The following is a 16857-nucleotide window of genomic DNA, read 5'->3' on the forward strand; positions in this document are numbered from 1 at the left end:
CTTATTTTTGATTATCACCTATGAAAAGGTGATTAGGCAAGATCAGCCGAAGAGATTCACCGGCTTCACGATGTCCGCATAGATCAGCAGCGCGCCCATGCCCATGAGCAGCGCGGCCACCACGTAGGTCACCGGCAGCAGCTTCGCGATGTCAAAGGCGCCCGGATCGGGTTTACCGAAAAGCTTCGCCACCCGCCGCCGCACGGCCTCGTACAGTGCGCCGGCGACGTGTCCGCCGTCCAGCGGGAGCAGCGGGATCAGGTTGAAAACGGCAAGGGCAAAGTTCAGCCCGGCGAGCAGTCCCACCAAGGCGGCCAGCCGCGCCTGGGCGGGGACTTGCTCCATGGCGGCCACCTCGCCCGCCACGCGGCCCACGCCCACCACACTGATGGGGCCGTTGGGGTCGCGGGGTTCTTCGCTGAACGCCGCCTTGGCGACGCCGACTACCCGGGCCGGCAGGTTGAGCACCACCCCGGCCACCTGCTTGATGTTCTCCCCTGCCATGGGCAAAACGGTCGACGCCGGCTGGGGAACCAGGGCGGTCTGCGCACCGATGCCCAGGAAGCCGACGTCCTGGTACAGGAGCTTTCCGGCGTCGTCCTTCGCCTGGCGCCCGTCCGCTCCCACCACCGGGCGTGCGGACAGGACAGGGGTGACGGTGCTGGTCACCGGCGAGCCGTTGCGCTCCACGGTGATGGACACTTCCTTGCCTGCCGAAGCACGGATCCAGCCGGTCAGCTGGTCCCAGCTGGTGACGGGTTTCCCGTCGAAGGCGGTGATGACGTCGTTGGGCTTGAGCTGGGCCGCAGCTGCCGGCGTTGGTTTGCAGTCCGCCGAATTGGGGTCGACGGTCTCGCCCGCCTTCACCTGGCACTTGGAAACATCGGCGATGGTGGTGGTGGGCTCGGAAATGCCGAAGCCCATGAGCAGCACTGCGGTCAGCACAAGGCCGATCAGCAGGTTCATGGCCGGGCCGCCGAGCATGATGATGATCTTCTTCCAGACCGGGAGCCGGTAGAACACGCGGTTCTCGTCCCCTGGTCCCACATCCTCATGCGCCATGGAGCGGGCCTCGCTGGCCAGCGTCTGGAACATGCCGGTGCTGGACGGACGCACGGAACCGTCCTCCTTGTTGGGCGGGTACATGCCGATCATCGACACGTAGCCGCCCAGCGGCAGCGCCTTGAAGCCGTACTCGGTCTCGCCCTTTTTGGTCGACCAGAGGGTGGGTCCGAAGCCGATCATGTACTTGGTGACACGCACCTTGAACAGCTTGGCGGGCACCAGGTGGCCCACCTCATGCAGCGCAATGGACACCGCGATGCCGACCGCCACAAAGACGACACCAAGGATAAAGAGGATGACGGGACTCATGCTTCAGATCTACTGCTTCCTAGAGACTGCTCACTGCTAAACGTTCATGGGTGCGCGCACGTGCCCATTTCTCAGCATCGAGCACGGATCCGACCGTCAGCCCGGAGGAACCCGAGTGTTCGCTGAGGACAGCCTCGATGGTGTCCACGATGCGCGTGAACGGGATGTGCCCGGCGTGGAAAGCCGTCACCGCTTCCTCGTTGGCGGCGTTGAACACCGCGGGATAGGTGCTTCCCTGCCGTGCGGCGTCCTTGGCCAGCCGGACGGCCGGGAACGCGGCGGAGTCCAGCGGCTCGAACGTCCAGCTGGTGGCACGCGTCCAGTCGCAGGGGGCTGCGGCGTTGGGAACCCGGTCCGGCCAGCCCAGGCCAAGCGCGATCGGCAGGCGCATGTCCGGCGGCGACGCCTGGGCGATGGTGGAACCGTCCACGAACTGCACCATCGAGTGGATCACGGACTGCGGGTGGACCACCACGTCGATCCGGTCCAGCGGGATGTCGAACAGCAGGTGCGCCTCGATGACTTCAAGGCCCTTGTTCACCAGGCTGGCGGAGTTGGTGGTGACCATCAGACCCATGTCCCAGGTGGGGTGGGCCAGCGCTTCCTCGGGCGTCACCGCGAAGAGCTGTTCGCGGGTCCGGCCGCGGAAGGGGCCGCCCGAGGCAGTGAGGATGAGTTTCTCCACCTCCGCGGCGGTCCCGGAGCGGAGGCACTGGGCAATGGCGGAGTGCTCGGAGTCAACGGGCACGATCTGTCCGTCCGCGGCGGCGGCCTTGACCAGGGAACCGCCAACGATCAGGGATTCCTTGTTGGCCAGCGCCAGGGTGGCACCGGATTCGAGCGCGGCGAGCGTGGGCGCCAGCCCGATCGAGCCCGTGATGCCGTTGAGCACCACGTCGGCCTTCACTGCGGCGATCGTGGTTGAGGCATCGGGGCCGGCGATGATCTCGGGACGGTACTCCCGCAGCCCGGCCGCACGGGCGGCGTCGTTGATCAGGTCCCGGAGGCGTCCGGGATCGCCTTCGGCGATGCCCACGGCACCGGCACGCGTGTGCACGGCCTGCCGGGCAAGAAGTTCGAGGTTGCCGCCCCCGGCGCTCAGCGCCACGACCTCAAACAGGTGCGGGGCGCCGTCGACGACGTCAATCGCCTGGGTGCCAATGGAACCGGTGGATCCAAGAATGACGATGGTGCGCGGCTGGCTGGCTGGACGGCTGGAGCCGGGAGTCTGCATGCCTTAAGTATCCCGCACCGCCGGTGGCCGGCGGACGCGGCGGACCGGAGCGGTTGGGCCATTAAGGGCACCCGGCGGCACCTTGACGCGCTTCCGCGCCGGGGTAACGTGGTGCCCGTGGACTGGGCCGCATGGTTCGATGCGCCGGACTATGAATTCGCCCGGCAGGTGCTGCAGCGCGGTGTCGCCGCACTCTATCTCGTTGCGTTCCTCTCCTCCCTCAACCAGTTCCCCGCCCTTCTCGGCGAGCGCGGACTCCTTCCAGTTCCGGACTACCTGAAATCCTTCAGCCGGATGCGCAGACCCACGCTGTTCCGCTGGCGCTACTCGGACCGGCTGTTCCGGGCCGTCTGCGCCGTGGGTCTGGTCATCTCCGGTGTCCTGGTCCTCGGTCTCCCCCAGCTGGGCCCGCCCTGGCTGCCGCTGATCGCGTTCCTGGCGCTGTGGCTGCTGTACATGTCGGTGGTCAACGTGGGCCAGACGTTCTACGGGTTCGGCTGGGAGATGCTGCTCCTGGAGGCCGGTTTCACAGTGGCCTTCCTGGGATCAGACCAGACCGACCCGCCCCGGACTGTCCTGATCCTCGTGGCCTGGCTGGTGTTCCGGCTGGAATTCGGTGCCGGCATGATCAAGATCCGCGGCGGCCGGGAGTGGCGCGACCTCACGGCGCTGTACTACCACCACGAGACCCAGCCGATGCCCGGCCCCCTAAGCCGGCAGGCGCATCTGCTGCCGAAGCCCTTCCACCGGCTGGAGGTGGTGGGCAACCACTTCGCCCAACTGGTGGTGCCGTTCTTCCTCTTCGCTCCCCAGCCGCTGGGCAGCATCGCGGCGGGCATCATCATCTTCACCCAGCTGTGGCTGGTGGCCAGCGGAAACTTCGCCTGGCTGAACTGGATAGCGATCGTGCTGGCCTTCGCCGGAGTCAGCGATACTGTGGCGCACACGGTGCTCCCGGTCATTCCGCTGGACTGGCACAAAACCGGTGAGACTCCCCTGTGGTGGCTTCTCATTACGCTGGCCGCGTCGCTGCTCCTGGTGGTCCTCAGTTACTGGCCCATCCGCAATTTGTTCTCCCAGTACCAGCTGATGAACGCCAGCTTCAACCGCTGGCAGCTGGTGAACACGTACGGCGCCTTCGGCACGGTGACTAAGCAGCGCATCGAGGTGGCGGTGGAGGGCACCCTCGACGAGGAGCCGGACGCGGCAGCTGACTGGCGCGAGTACGGCTTCAAGGGAAAGCCCGGGGAGGTGCACCGGCTCCCCCGCCAGTGGGCACCCTACCATCTGCGGCTGGACTGGCTTATGTGGTTCCTGCCGTTGCGGACGGTGCACGAGGAATGGTTCTACGCCTTCCTCGGCAAGCTGCTCGAGGCGGACGCAGCCATGCTGCGGCTGCTGCGCTACGACCCGTTCGACGGCGAACGCCCCCGCTGGGTGCGCGCCCGCACCTACCTCTACCGGTTCGCCACCCGGGCGGAGTTCCGGGAAACCGGCCAGCGCTGGATCCGGACGCCGCTTTACGAGGCGATCCCGCCCATTTCGCTACGGAGAGGCAAATAATCGCTGCCGGACATACGCCTTCCGGCAGACAGCGGGCCGACGGCGGCTGCCGGGCTCTGTCGGGCAGCCTGGCTGCGGGGCTGCTTGACTGTGCGGGGCTGTTTCGCCGCGTGGGGCTACCGGGCCCTGCGGAGCACCGACTCCGCGTGCCGAAGGATGGGGCCGTCGATCATCCGGCCCTGGTACTGGAACACGCCGGTCCCGGCTTCCTTTGCCGCCTCCAGCAGATGGGTGGCGGCGGCCACGTCCTCGCCCGACGGTGCGTAGGCGGCCCGGACTGCGTTCACCTGGCTGGGGTGGATGCAGGCCTTGGAGCCGAACCCGGAGGCGGCGGCATCCCGGGCCTCCGCCGCAAGCCCGTCAAGGTCCGGAATGTTCACGTAGACAGCATCGACGGCCTGCTTGCCGGCGGCTCCGGCTGCCAGCAGCACGGAGGAGCGGGCGTGCAGTGCGACGGCGCGGTAGCCGCCGTCGTCGTTCCTGCTGGATGTGCCGCCGAGGGAGGCGAGCAGGTCTTCCGCTCCCCACATCATGGCCACCACGTTGGGTTCAGCGGCGATGGCAGGTGCGTGGACCACCCCCGCGGCCGTCTCGCACAGGGCAATCACGTGGAAGTCCGGCAGGGCCCTGAGCTGGTTGGCGCTCTCCGCCTTGGCGAGCATGACGGTGCGGTAGGGCGTGTGGGCCAGGCAGTGCAGGTCCTTCCCGAAGTCCTCGGTGCCGGCCGGGTTGATCCTGATGATGGTCCGGCTGGGGTCGAGCTCCGGCCCCTCGCCGGAGCCGCCGAGCTGGGCCAGGATGGCGCCCCGCGCCCGCTGCTTGTCCGGCGCCGCCACGGCATCCTCGAGGTCCAGGATGACGGCGTCGGCGCGCTCGGCGGCCTTTTGGAAGCGTTCGGGACGGTCGGCAGGGCAGAAAAGGAGGGCGGGGCCCATCACAAAAGTCATAGCTTCATTGTCCGATTATTTCCCCCGCCGCGCCTCTATGTGCGCCTCGCGCGTCCACATCAGGCAGCTCCGCGTGGCCAGTGCCACCACGGTTCCGTCCTGGTTGCGGCCGGTGTGCTGCATGGTGACCACGCCCTGCCCGGGCCGTGACCCGGATAACCGTTTGCCGGTGATGACCGTCTCCGTATAGAGCGTGTCACCGTGGTACAGCGGGTGCGGGAAGGAGACGTCCGTCAACCCCAGCTGCGCAATGATGGTGCCCTGCGTCAGCTGGCCGACGGACTGCCCCACCACAGTAGCCAGCGTGAACATGGAGTTGACCAGCCGCTGGCCGAAGGGCTGCCCCGCACTCCAGGCCGCGTCCAGGTGCAGCCCCTGCGTGTTCATGGTCATGGTGGTGAACAGCACGTTGTCTGACTCCGTGACGGTCCGGCCGGGGCGGTGGGCGTAGACGACGTCTTCCTCGAGTTCGTCGAAGTAGAGCCCGCGCTGCTCGACGACGCGGCCGCTGCCGGTGGTGGAGTCTGCCGAACCGGCGCTCATACGGTGAGTTCCTGGTCTTCCTCGTACAGCTCCGCGCCGGTGGCCGCGGCAACATCCTCCGCCGACACGTTGGGGGCGAGTTCGCGCAGGACCAGGCCGTCAGGGGTGACGTCGAGGACTGCGAGGTCGGTGATGATCCGGTCCACGCAGGCCTTGCCCGTCAGCGGCAACGAGCAGCGGTCCACGATCTTCGGCTTCCCGCTGCGGTCCACGTGCTCCATCATGACAATCACTTTTTTGGCGCCGAAGACCAGGTCCATGGCGCCGCCCATCCCCTTGACCATCTTTCCGGGGATCATCCAGTTGGCGAGGTCCCCGTTGGCTGCCACCTCCATCGCGCCGAGCACGGCCACATCCACGTGGCCGCCGCGGATCATGCCGAAGGATTGCGCGGAATCGAAGAACGCCGCGCCCTTGTTGACGGTGACGGTCTCCTTGCCGGCGTTGATCAGGTCCGGATCCACCTCGTCCTCGCGAGGGTAGGGCCCAACGCCGAGGATGCCGTTCTCGGAGTGCAGAACCACCTCGACGCCGGCCGGGATGTAGTTGGGGATCAGGGTGGGCATGCCGATGCCGAGGTTGACGTACTGGCCGTTGCTCAGCTCCTGCGCCACGCGGGCGGCGAGCTCGTTGCGTGTCCAGCCCTTGCCTTCCGGATGCGATGAGGCGGCCCGGCGGTATTCGTGGCGGACGGCCTCGGGGCGGGGCGGCTGCCCCTCTGCGCTGTTCAGGTCCATGGCTACGCTCCTGCCTGTTCGGTGGTGCCGGTGGTGCCTGCGGCGGCGGTGGTTCCTTCGGTACCGGCAGTACCCGGCTGGCCTGCGGCCGCCGCGGACAGCGCTACCGTCCGCTTCTCAATGCGCTTCTCGGATTCGGGGACCACCACCACCCGCTGGACGAAGATGCCGGGCAGGTGCACGTGTTCGGGATCCAGCTCGCCCGGCTCCACGAGTTCCTCCACCTCCGCGATGGTGATCCGGCCGGCCATGGCGCAGAGCGGGTTGAAGTTCATGGCCGTGGCATGGAAGACCAGGTTCCCGTGGCGGTCACCCTTCCAGGCGTGGACCAGGCCGTAGTCGGGGGTGAGGGATTCCTCGAGGACGTAATCTACCCCGTCGAAGCTCCGCACTTCCTTGGCCGGCGAGGCGATGGCGATGCCGCCGTGGGCGTCATATTTCTGCGGCAGGCCGCCGTCGGACACCTGGGTCCCCACGCCCGCTTTCGTGTAGAAGGCGGGGATGCCGGCGCCGCCGGCGCGAAGCTTCTCGGCCAGGGTGCCCTGCGGGGTCAGGACCACCTCCAGTTCGCCGGCGAGGTACTGCCGGGCGAACTCCTTGTTCTCCCCCACGTACGAGCTGACAGTCCGGCGGATCCGGCCGTCCCGGAGGAGGATGCCCAGGCCCCAGTCGTCCACGCCGCAGTTGTTGCTGACGGTCTCCAGGTCCTTGGTGCCGTGGCGGTGGAGGGCATCGATGAGCGCCACCGGGATCCCGCACAGCCCAAAACCCCCGACGGCCAGCGACGCGCCGTCTGGTATGTCGGCGACTGCTTCGTCAGCGCTGGCAACAACCTTGTCAATCATCGTTGATCCTTTCGGCGTCTCCACAGACTCTCGACAGACACGGCGACGGGCCTGTTACAGCCCCAGTTCCCGGGCGATCAGCATCAGCTGGACCTCCGTGGTGCCCTCACCGACCTCCAGGATCTTGGAGTCCCGGTAGTGGCGCGCCACAGTGAACTCGTTGATGAAGCCATAGCCGCCGAATACCTGGGTGGCATCCCGCGCATTGTCCATGGCCGCCTCGCCTGCGACCATCTTAGCTATGGCCGCCTGCGTCTTGAACGGCTTGCCGGCGAGCATCCGGGCCGCCGCATCGTAGTACGCAAGACGGGCCGTATGGGCCCGTGCCTGCATGCGGGCGATCTTGAAGGCGATGGCCTGGTGCTTGCCGATATTGGTCCCGAAGGCGCTCCGGTCCTTGGCGTAGCGGACGGAGAGATCCACGCATCCCTGCGCCGCGCCGGTGGCCAGGGCAGCGATCGCGATCCTGCCCTCGTCCAGGATGGACAGGAAGTTGGCGTAACCGCGGCCCCGCTCCCCCAGCAGGTTCGCCTCGGGAACGGTGACGTCCCGCAGCGTCAGCGGATGCGTGTCCGAGGCGTTCCAACCCACCTTGTTGTACGCCTTCTCCGCCTTGAAGCCGGGCGTGTCAGTCGGCACCAGGATGGTGGAGATTTCCTTCTTAAGGCTGCCATCCTTGCGTTCCTGCTGACCCGTGACGGCGGTGACGGTCACCAGCTTGCTGATGTCCGTTCCCGAGTTGGTGATGAATTCCTTGTTGCCGTTGATGACCCAGTTTTTTGCGTCCCCGTTGCCCTCCAGCCGCGCCGCGGTCTTCGTGCCACCGGCGTCGGAGCCGGCCTCCGGTTCCGTAAGGCCGAAGCCGGCGAGCGCCTTTCCCGAGGCGAGCAGCGGCAGCCATTCCTGCTTCTGGGCCTCGGTGCCGAAGCGGTAAACGGGCATGGCGCCAAGAGACACGCCTGCCTCCAGCGTGATGGCCACGGACTGGTCCACCCGCCCCAGCTGTTCCAGGGCGAGGGCAAGCGCGAAGTAGTCGCCGCCCATGCCGCCGTATTCCTCCGGGAACGGCAGGCCGAACAGCCCCATGTCCGCCATTTGCGAGACCACATCATAGGGGAAGCTGTGTTCCTCGTCGTGCTTGGTGGAGACGGGGGCCACCACCTCGTCGGCGAACTCGCGGACAGTCTTGCTGAGGTCCTGGTATTCCTCACTGAGGTCAAAATCGGCCATGGCTAGGCCTCCTTACGTTCTTCTGCTGGATCCTGGATTGCGCGCTGTTCCGCTTCGGGGGCGGCCGCGTGAATGGTGGCGACGACCTGGTCGGCCTTGACCAGATCGCCCGTGGCGACGCTGATATGGACGGTGCCCGGGACCTCGGCCACGAGCTGGTGCTCCATCTTCATGGCCTCCACGGACACCAGCGCCTGGCCTGCAGTCACTTGATCGCCGTCACTCACAAGCACTGCGACGACGGTTCCGGGCATGGGTGAGCGGACTTCCGGATCGGCGGCGCCTTGTTCGCGCTCGACGGCGGCCAGGACCCGCTCCAGGCGGGATTCGCGGGTGAGGACTTCGAGCCCGCAGGACCAGCCGCCGCTGCCCACATACAAATGCCGCGGGCGCACGTCCCGGCGGTTTCCGGTGCCGGCATGGGGGTCCCGGGATTCACCGATGGCGAAGGTGTGCTGCTGGCCCTCCATCTCGAACGTGATAACGCCGGCCCTCGCCTGCCCGGGGACCCGCACCGCGCGCTCCGGCCCATCGTCGACGCGGATCAGGGCGTGGCCAGCATCTGCGTCGCCGTCGCCCGGCGGGGTGATGCCCGGCGGGGTGATGGCCTGCGGGGTGATGGCAACGGTGGCCATGGCACCGCCGGGAAGGCCGAAGCTGATCCGCCAGGCGGCGGGGGCGCCGAGACGCCAGCCCCGGGCACTGTCCCAGGGCGCCCGGACCCTTGTCCGTCCCTCGGGGGCAGCGGCCCCGACGGCGCCAAGCCACAGCCGGAGCGCGGCCGCCGTGAGTTCGGTGTCGCCGATCTCCCGGAACTCCAGCTCCGGCATCTTGCGGTCAATGAGCGTGGTGTCCAAGCGGCCGGCCCGGACATCATCGTCGTTAATCAGGAGCCGCAGGTATTCCACATTGGTGTCGATGCCAAGGACGGTGTACCCCTCCAGCGCCGCGTCCAGCTTGTCCAGGGCGGCCTTGCGGTCCGTTCCCCAGGCGATGACCTTGGACAGCATGGGGTCGTAGTCGCTGGAGATTTCCAGCCCCGGCAGCAGCGACGAGTCGATCCGCACGCCCTGGCTTTGGACGTCCGGGGCGCCTGGGGGCGTGAAAAGGCCACCGTCTTCGTCGAGGAGCACCACCTCGCCCGAGGACGGCAGGAAGTTCCGGGCCGGAGTCTCGGCGTACACGCGGGCTTCCGCGGCATGGCCGTTAAGTTCGACGTCGTCCTGCCCGACGGTGAGCACCTCACCGGCGGCGATGCGCACCTGCCATTCGACGAGGTCGATGCCGCTGACCATTTCCGTCACCGGATGCTCCACCTGGAGGCGGGTGTTCATTTCCATGAAGAAGAACTCGTCCGGCGAATCGTCCGAAACCAGGAACTCCACGGTGCCGGCGCCGGTGTAGTGGACGCTGCGGGCCGTTTGGCACGCGGCCTCGCCGATCTTCGCGCGGACTGCCTCGCCGTCGGGCAGGGATTCCAGCAGCGGTGACGGCGCTTCCTCGATGACCTTCTGGTGCCGCCGCTGCAGGGAGCACTCACGCTCCCCCAGGTGGATGACGTTGCCGAAAGTATCGGCCAGGACCTGCACCTCAATGTGCCGGGGGGAGGTCACCAGTCGTTCCAGGAACAGGTTGTCGTCCCCGAACGCGCTCGCAGCCACGCGCCTGGCGGTGGCCAGCGCGGACGGCAGGTCCTCCGGGCGCTGCACTGCATGCATTCCCTTGCCGCCGCCGCCCGCCGAGGGTTTGATCAGCAGGGGGAAGCCCACGGCCGGGGCTGCGGCGATGAGCTCCTCATCAGTCATGCCGGGTTCGGCGATCCCGGGGACCACCGGAACCCCATATCCGGACACGTGGTTCTTCGAGCGGATCTTGTCCCCCATGACCTCCAGGGCCTCGACCCCGGGGCCGATGAAGGCGATGCCGGCGTCCTTCAGAGCCCGGGCGAAGTCGGCGTTCTCGCTGAGGAAGCCGTAGCCGGGGTGCACGGCCTGGGCGCCCGTGTCCCGACAGGCCCCGATGATCGCGTCGATGCTGAGGTAGCTCTGGGCCGCGGCGGCGGGGCCGATCCGGACGGCGGCGTCGGCGTCGCGCACGTGGCGGGCACCGGCGTCGGCATCGCTGTAGACCGCAACCGAACGGATGCCCATGGATCGCAGCGTCCTGATCACCCGGCAGGCAATCTCGCCGCGGTTGGCCACGAGGACGGTACGGAACATTGGTTCGCCAGTCATCTCAGGCTCACATCCGGAAGAGGCCGAAGGAGGTCTCCGGCAGCGGGACTCGGGACACGACGTCGAGCGCCAGGCCCAGCACGATGCGGGTGTCCGCGGGGTCGATGACGCCGTCGTCCCACAGCCTCGCGGTTGAGTAGTAAGGGCTGCCCTGGTTCTCGTATTGCTGGCGGATGGGGGCCTTGAACGCCTCCTCGTCCTCGGCGGACCACTCCTGCCCGGCCGCCTCGAACTGATCGCGCTTGACGGTGGCCAGGACGCTTGCGGCCTGGTTGCCCCCCATGACCGAGATCCGACTGGCCGGCCACATCCACAGGAAGCGCGGTGAATAGGCCCGGCCGCACATCGAGTAGTTGCCCGCTCCGAAGGACCCGCCGATCACCACGGTCAGCTTTGGCACCCGCGTCGTGGCCACCGCGGTGACCATCTTGGCGCCGTTCTTGGCGATCCCGCCCTGCTCGTAGTCCTTGCCCACCATGAAGCCGGAAATGTTCTGCAGGAAGAGCAGCGGAATGCCGCGCTGGTCGCACAGCTCAATGAAGTGGGCGCCCTTGAGTGCAGACTCGCTGAACAGCACCCCGTTGTTGGCCACGATGCCCACGGGATGTCCGTGAAGCCTGGCGAAGCCGGTCACCAGGGTGGGGCCATAGTTTTTCTTGAACTCGTGGAAGCGGCTGCCGTCCACCAGCCGGGCGATCACCTCGCGGACGTCGTACTGCGTGTTGACGTCCGTGGGCACGGCTCCGTAGAGCTGTCCAGGCCCGGCAACGGGTTCGACAGCGGCGTCCACGTCCCAGGCGGGCGCGGCGGGCCCAGGCAGCGTGGCGACGATGTCGCGGACGATCTGCAAGGCATGTTCGTCGTTTTCGGCGAGGTGGTCCGTAACGCCGGAGATCCGGGAATGCACGTCACCGCCCCCGAGTTCCTCCGCGCTGACGATCTCTCCGATGGCCGCCTTCACGAGGGGCGGCCCGCCCAGGAAGATGGTGCCCTGGTTGCGGACGATCACCGTTTCATCGCTCATCGCGGGAACGTAGGCGCCGCCTGCGGTGCAGGAGCCCATCACGGAAGCGATCTGGGGAATCCCGGCCGCCGACATCCTGGCCTGGTTGTAGAAGATCCGGCCGAAGTGGTCGCGGTCAGGGAAAACCTCGTCCTGCTTGGGAAGGAAGGCCCCGCCGGAATCTACGAGGTAGATGCACGGCAGCCGGTTCTCGAGCGCGATCTCCTGGGCCCGGAGGTGCTTCTTCACCGTCATGGGATAGTACGTGCCGCCCTTGACGGTGGCGTCGTTGGAAATCACCAGCACGTGGCGGCCGTGCACCAGGCCGATGCCGGTGATGATGCCGGCGCCGGGCGAATCGTCGTTGTACATGCCGTTCGCGGCCAGCGGGGCGATCTCCAGGAAGGGGCTGCCGTCGTCGAGAAGGCGGTCGATCCGCTCCCGGGGCAGCAGCTTGCCGCGGGCCATGTGCCGCTCGCGGGATTTTTCCGGACCGCCGAGGGCTGTGGCGGCAAGACGCTTCCGCAGCTCATCGGCGAGCGCGCGCTGCGCGAGGCTGTTGGCCTCGAAGGCGCTGCCGGTCGTGTCCAGCCGGCTGACGAGTGTCTCCATTGACCGCTTCCATTCCCGGGCATTTCCGGCGGCAGTCCTGCCACATTTCGGTTAGTGCCTCGTAACTGAGTTTAGGTTAGTCTCTAGTAACTGTGATGTCCAACACAGGATGTTGGTAGAGTTCTTGGGTTCCGAGGAGGAAATGTGCCCACCACAGATCACGGAGAGCTCACAGCTCCTGCCCAGGCCCCCGCCGGCCATGACGCGCCCGTCCCCACGCAGCGCAGCCGGGCGAAGGAGTCCCGCCGGCAGGCGCTCCTGTCCGCTGCGGCCACGCTCTTTGCTGTGAACGGCTTCAACCGGGTCTCACTCGAGGACCTGGGCGCCGCGGCTGGCGTGAGCGGACCCGCCGTGTACCGCCACTTCCCCGGAAAGCAGGCCGTGCTGGGCGCGCTGCTGCTCACCGTCAGCCAGGATCTGCTTGACGGCGGCCGCCACGTGGTTGCCGACGCCGCCGACCCCTCCGCGGCACTGGCCCGGCTGGTGCAGTTCCACGTGGACTTCGCCCTCAGCAACCCCGACGTGATCCGCGTGCAGGACAGGGATTTCAGCAACCTGGCCAGCGAGGACCAGACACAGGTGCGGGCGCTGCAGCGCAGCTACGTGGAAGTGTGGGTGGACGTGCTGGCAGGCATCCACGGCACCACCGACACAGCGGACCTCCGCATGCGCGCCCACGCCACCTTCGGCCTGATCAACTCCACGCCGCACTCTGTCCGCACCCACGGCCGGCGGGTGGCCATCAGGTCGGCACGCCCGCTCCTGGAGAACATGGCCCTGGCGGCCCTGCTGGTGACAACAAGCCCGCTCGCCGAGTAGTCCTGCGGGCCGGTCACCCGCTGACGGCCCATGCCACCCCGGGATTCCTTGGGTAAAGGCTGCGGCTACGCCATCGCGAAGGCCATGCCGGGATCCGCGAGGAGGGCTCCGACATCGGCCAGGAACCTGGATCCCTGTTCTCCGTCCACCAGCCGGTGGTCGAAGGACAGGCTCAGCGTCATGACCTGCCGGAGCGCGACCTGGTCCTGGTACTCCCAGGGCGTCTTGCGTACGGCGCCCACGGCGAGGATCGCGGCCTCGCCCGGATTGAGGATGGGAGTGCCGGCGTCGATCCCGAAGACACCTATGTTGGTGATGGAGATGGTGCCGCCGGAGAGGTCTTCCGGGCTGGTCTTGCCGGCCCTGGCCGCGTCCGTCAGTTCCGCGAGCGCCGTGGAGAGGTCGAGGAGCGTCAGGCGGTCGGCATCCTTGATGTTGGGAACCGTGAGCCCGCGCGGGGTGGCGGCCGCGATGCCGAGGTTCACGTAGTTGAACTGAACGATCTCCTGGTTGGCCTCGTCCCACTTGGCATTCAGGCCCGGATTGCGCCGCAGGGCGATCAGGACGGCCTTGGCCACGAGGGTCAGCGGGGTGAGCCTGTGGCCGGCAAAGGGCTTGCTTTCCTTCAGCCTGGCCAGCAGCTCCATGGCCGGAGTGACGTCGACCGTCAGGAACTCCGTCACATGCGGCGCCGTGAAGGCACTGCTGACCATGGCGGCGGCAGTGTATTTGCGGACACCCTTGATGGGCGTACGCACCTCGCGCTCACCCTGTGCGGGCACGGTCCGGGGTGCCGCCTCCTGCGCCGCCAGCTCCTGGGCGGCTGCGGGCAGGTCCCCGCCGCCCACGAAATTGCGAACGTCGTCACGGGTAATCAGCCCGCCGGAGCCGGTCCCCGTCACCCGTTCCAGATCCACGCCAAGGTCCTTGGCCAGCTTCCGGACGGGCGGCGTGGAACGGGGCCGCTCGGCGGGGCTGGTGTCCCGCCCCCTGGTTTCGGCGTGCCCCGTTTGGACATGCTCAACCGGCGGGGCATTGCTTTCAACGGCCTCAACCGGGGCGGCGGGCTCCACCAGGGTGCGCTGCCGCCGGACCGGACGGCCGGTGCTTTCGACGACGGCGCCGTACCCGACGAGGTTGGGCTCCCTCTTGGGGAGCGCCGCCTCAGCCGGCGCGGGGGCGCCGGGCTGGTTACCGGCGTCGTCCTTTACCTCGAATGAGACGATCGGTTTGCCCACCTCCACGACCGTTCCCGGCTGTTCATGCAGGGCCGTGATCACGCCCGCGAACGGTGAGGGCAGCTCCACCACTGCCTTGGCAGTCTCCACCTCGGCGATGATCTGGTTCAGGCTGACGGTGTCCCCGACCCCCACCTTCCAGCTGACGATTTCGGATTCGGTCAGTCCTTCGCCGAGATCGGGCAGCCGGAATTCCTTGATCATGGTGGCGGTCATCCTTCCAGCCCGCTCAGCGAATTCGGCCGGCCCAGCGCGCGGTCGACGCCGTCGAGAATCCGGTCCAGACTCGGCAGGTGGTGCATCTCCACCTTCGAATAGGGGTACGGCACGTCGAACCCTGTGACGCGGACCGGTGCCGCCTCCAGGTGGTAGAAGCACCGCTCGGTGATGCTGGCGGCAACCTCGGCACCGAGACCGCCCGACTGGCCGGCCTCGTGGGTGACCACCAGCCTGCCCGTCTTCCGGACCGACGCCTCCACGGTGGCGAAATCCACCGGCGCCAGGGACCGCAGGTCAATAACCTCGACCGAGACGCCCTCATCCGCGGCCGCCGAAGCGGCATCGCGGGCAGTCTTCACCAAAGGCCCGTACGCCACAAGCGTGACGTCGGCGCCGTCCGTAACCACGCGGGCCTGCCCCATCGGCGGGGCCGAATTGGGATCCAGTGCCTCATCCACCTCACCCTTGTCGTGATACCGCCGCTTGGGTTCAAAGAACACGACGGGGTCATCGCAGGCAATGGCCTGCTGGATCATGGTGTGGGCATCCTGCGGGCTGGCCGGGGTGACGACACGCAGGCCCGCCGTGTGCGCGAAGTAGGCCTCAGGCGACTCGGAGTGGTGCTCGGGCGATCCGATGCCGCCGCCGAAGGGAATACGGATGGTGATGGGCATTTTCACGGTGCCGCGGCTGCGGTAATGCATCTTCGCAACCTGGGACACAATCTGGTCGAACGCGGGGTAGACGAAGCCGTCGAACTGGATTTCCACCACGGGCCGGTACCCGCGGTAGGCCAGGCCAACCGCTGTGCCCACAATGCCGGACTCCGCCAGCGGCGTATCCACGACGCGGTGCTTGCCGAAGTCCTTCTGCAGGCCGTCGGTCACGCGGAACACGCCGCCCAGCGTGCCGATGTCCTCGCCCATGAGGATCACTTTGGGATCGTTGTCGAGGGATCTGCGGAGGCCGGAGTTTATTGCCCGCGCAAAGGTCATCTGCGTCATCAGCGTGCACCTTCTTCTTGTGCTGCCGCTTCGGGATCGCCGAAGGAGGCAAGGTAACGGGAGTAGTGGTCCTGCTGGCGGTCCAGCCAGGAATTGGGCGTGCTGTAGACGTGCTTGAAGACGTCGAGGGGTTCGGGGTCCGGCATGCCCACGCAGCCGGCTCGCAGGTCACGGGCGACGGCGTCTGCCTTGGTCCGCACGCTGGTTTCGAACTCTTCGGTGAACAGGCCCTTCCGGTCCAGCAGCGCATGGACGCGGCCGATCGGGTCCTTGGCTGCCCAGTCCTCGAGCTCATTGGGGTCGCGGTAGCGGGTGGGATCATCCGCCGTCGTATGGGGGCCCATCCTGTAGGTGACGGCCTCGATGAACGTGGGACCGCCGCCCCGGCGGGCCCGGTCGAGGGCGACCCGGGTGGCCGCCATGACCGCCAGCACGTCGTTGCCGTCCACCCGCATGCTGGGGAGGCCGAATCCGGTCCCGCGGTCCACAAGCTGGGTATGGGACTGGACGCGCACCGGTTCGGAGATGGCCCAGTGATTGTTTTGGCAGAAGAACACCAGCGGGACCTGGTAGCTGGCGGCGAAGACCATGGCCTCGCTGACGTCGCCCTCGCTGGTGGCGCCGTCGCCGAAATAGACGATGGCAGCGGAATCGGCACCGTCGTTCTGGATTCCCATGGCGTAGCCGGTGGCATGCAGGGTCTGGGCGCCAATGACGATCTGCGGGATGGCCAGGTTGAACTTGTATGGATCCCAGCCGCCGGAAGCTGCGCCGCGCCAGACACGCAGGATGTCCTTCAGGTCCACCCCGCGGCAGTACGCCACACCGTTCTCGCGGTAGCTCGGAAAAATAAAGTCGTCATCCCGCAGCGCCCGCACGGACCCCACCTGCGAGGCCTCCTGGCCCAAGAGCGGCGGCCAGAGGCCCAGTTCGCCCTGCCGCTGCAGCGCGGTGGCCTCTTTGTCGATCCGCCGGATCACCACCAGATCCTGGTAAAGCGAGCACAGCTGCTCGTCTGATACGTCCTTGACCCAGGGGTCATACTCCGGATGGCTGACGCGCTCCCCCGCGGGGGTAATCAGCTGGACCATGCTGTGGCCAGCGCCACCCTGGTGCCCTGTCTTGTTGTCCCGGCCGGCGGCTGTTCCGCCCTGGGCCGCATCGTCTGTCACCACTGTTGCCGCAACCTTCTGACGTCGTGTAACCATCCAGCGGCAGGACTTGTGATACCGCCGCATTCCGGCCTCCCGGGCGC

Annotated in this window: 14 protein-coding genes; 2 read left to right on the plus strand and 12 right to left on the minus strand. The window is 67.4% G+C overall.

The window, feature by feature from the left end; translation table 11 throughout:
• Positions 1-42 precede the first annotated feature (42 nt).
• Both ACFTSA_RS04110 and dxr read right to left on the minus strand, forming a co-directional pair.
• Complete coding sequence (locus ACFTSA_RS04110) at positions 43-1374, minus strand: M50 family metallopeptidase (protein WP_377949847.1); 1332 nt, start codon at positions 1372-1374, stop codon at positions 43-45.
• 19 nt (positions 1375-1393) lie between these two features.
• Positions 1394-2608 (minus strand): 1-deoxy-D-xylulose-5-phosphate reductoisomerase, encoded by a 1215-nt coding sequence (gene dxr, locus ACFTSA_RS04115; RefSeq protein ID WP_377949848.1) that lies wholly within the window; start codon positions 2606-2608, stop codon positions 1394-1396.
• Positions 2609-2725: 117 nt separating this feature from the next.
• Here dxr and ACFTSA_RS04120 point away from each other — a divergent pair, with 117 nt between their 5' ends.
• Complete coding sequence (locus ACFTSA_RS04120) at positions 2726-4171, plus strand: lipase maturation factor family protein (protein ID WP_377949850.1); 1446 nt, start codon at positions 2726-2728, stop codon at positions 4169-4171.
• Between the two features lie 116 nt (positions 4172-4287).
• Here ACFTSA_RS04120 and ACFTSA_RS04125 read toward each other — a convergent pair whose 3' ends face one another.
• The 7 genes from ACFTSA_RS04125 to ACFTSA_RS04155 are packed head-to-tail and all read right to left on the minus strand — an operon-like array spanning position 4288 to position 12322.
• Entirely contained in the window at positions 4288-5118 is an 831-nt protein-coding gene (locus tag ACFTSA_RS04125) for an HpcH/HpaI aldolase/citrate lyase family protein (RefSeq protein WP_377949851.1), read from the minus strand.
• 15 nt (positions 5119-5133) lie between these two features.
• The gene (locus tag ACFTSA_RS04130; protein WP_377949852.1) at positions 5134-5661 is read right to left on the minus strand and encodes a MaoC family dehydratase; all 528 of its coding nucleotides are present in this window, start codon (positions 5659-5661) and stop codon (positions 5134-5136) included.
• Positions 5658-6398, minus strand: coding sequence for a CoA transferase subunit B (locus ACFTSA_RS04135; RefSeq protein WP_377949853.1), 741 nt, complete (start codon positions 6396-6398; stop codon positions 5658-5660). Before ACFTSA_RS04135 ends, ACFTSA_RS04130 begins: the two co-directional genes overlap by 4 nt.
• A gap of 2 nt (positions 6399-6400) precedes the next feature.
• A complete protein-coding gene (locus ACFTSA_RS04140; RefSeq protein ID WP_377949855.1) occupies positions 6401-7243 on the minus strand; it encodes a CoA transferase subunit A in 843 nt (280 codons plus the stop codon).
• Positions 7244-7297: 54 nt separating this feature from the next.
• The gene (locus ACFTSA_RS04145) at positions 7298-8473 is read right to left on the minus strand and encodes an acyl-CoA dehydrogenase family protein (RefSeq protein ID WP_377949856.1); all 1176 of its coding nucleotides are present in this window, start codon (positions 8471-8473) and stop codon (positions 7298-7300) included.
• A 2-nt stretch (positions 8474-8475) separates the two neighbouring features.
• The gene (locus ACFTSA_RS04150; RefSeq protein ID WP_377949857.1) at positions 8476-10707 is read right to left on the minus strand and encodes an acetyl/propionyl/methylcrotonyl-CoA carboxylase subunit alpha; all 2232 of its coding nucleotides are present in this window, start codon (positions 10705-10707) and stop codon (positions 8476-8478) included.
• 7 nt (positions 10708-10714) lie between these two features.
• Complete coding sequence (locus ACFTSA_RS04155) at positions 10715-12322, minus strand: carboxyl transferase domain-containing protein (RefSeq protein WP_377949858.1); 1608 nt, start codon at positions 12320-12322, stop codon at positions 10715-10717.
• 144 nt (positions 12323-12466) lie between these two features.
• On the opposite strand from ACFTSA_RS04155, the gene ACFTSA_RS04160 reads away from it, so the two are divergent.
• Complete coding sequence (locus ACFTSA_RS04160) at positions 12467-13141, plus strand: TetR/AcrR family transcriptional regulator (protein ID WP_377949859.1); 675 nt, start codon at positions 12467-12469, stop codon at positions 13139-13141.
• A 65-nt stretch (positions 13142-13206) separates the two neighbouring features.
• On the opposite strand, the gene ACFTSA_RS04165 is transcribed toward ACFTSA_RS04160, so the two are convergent.
• From ACFTSA_RS04165 to pdhA, 3 genes are read right to left on the minus strand one after another with little or no spacing between them, the layout of a single operon-like run.
• A complete protein-coding gene (locus tag ACFTSA_RS04165) occupies positions 13207-14595 on the minus strand; it encodes a dihydrolipoamide acetyltransferase family protein (RefSeq protein WP_377949860.1) in 1389 nt (462 codons plus the stop codon).
• Positions 14592-15602 carry an alpha-ketoacid dehydrogenase subunit beta gene (locus ACFTSA_RS04170; protein ID WP_377949862.1) on the minus strand — a complete coding sequence of 337 codons (1011 nt, stop codon included), beginning with the start codon at positions 15600-15602 and terminating at the stop codon, positions 14592-14594. Before ACFTSA_RS04170 ends, ACFTSA_RS04165 begins: the two co-directional genes overlap by 4 nt.
• Entirely contained in the window at positions 15602-16777 is a 1176-nt protein-coding gene (pdhA, locus tag ACFTSA_RS04175; RefSeq protein ID WP_377949863.1) for a pyruvate dehydrogenase (acetyl-transferring) E1 component subunit alpha, read from the minus strand. Before pdhA ends, ACFTSA_RS04170 begins: the two co-directional genes overlap by 1 nt.
• Between the last annotated feature and the right edge of the window lie 80 nt (positions 16778-16857).

It is taken from the genome of Arthrobacter sp. NPDC057013, from assembly GCF_042674585.1.
GTDB lineage: Bacteria > Actinomycetota > Actinomycetes > Actinomycetales > Micrococcaceae > Arthrobacter.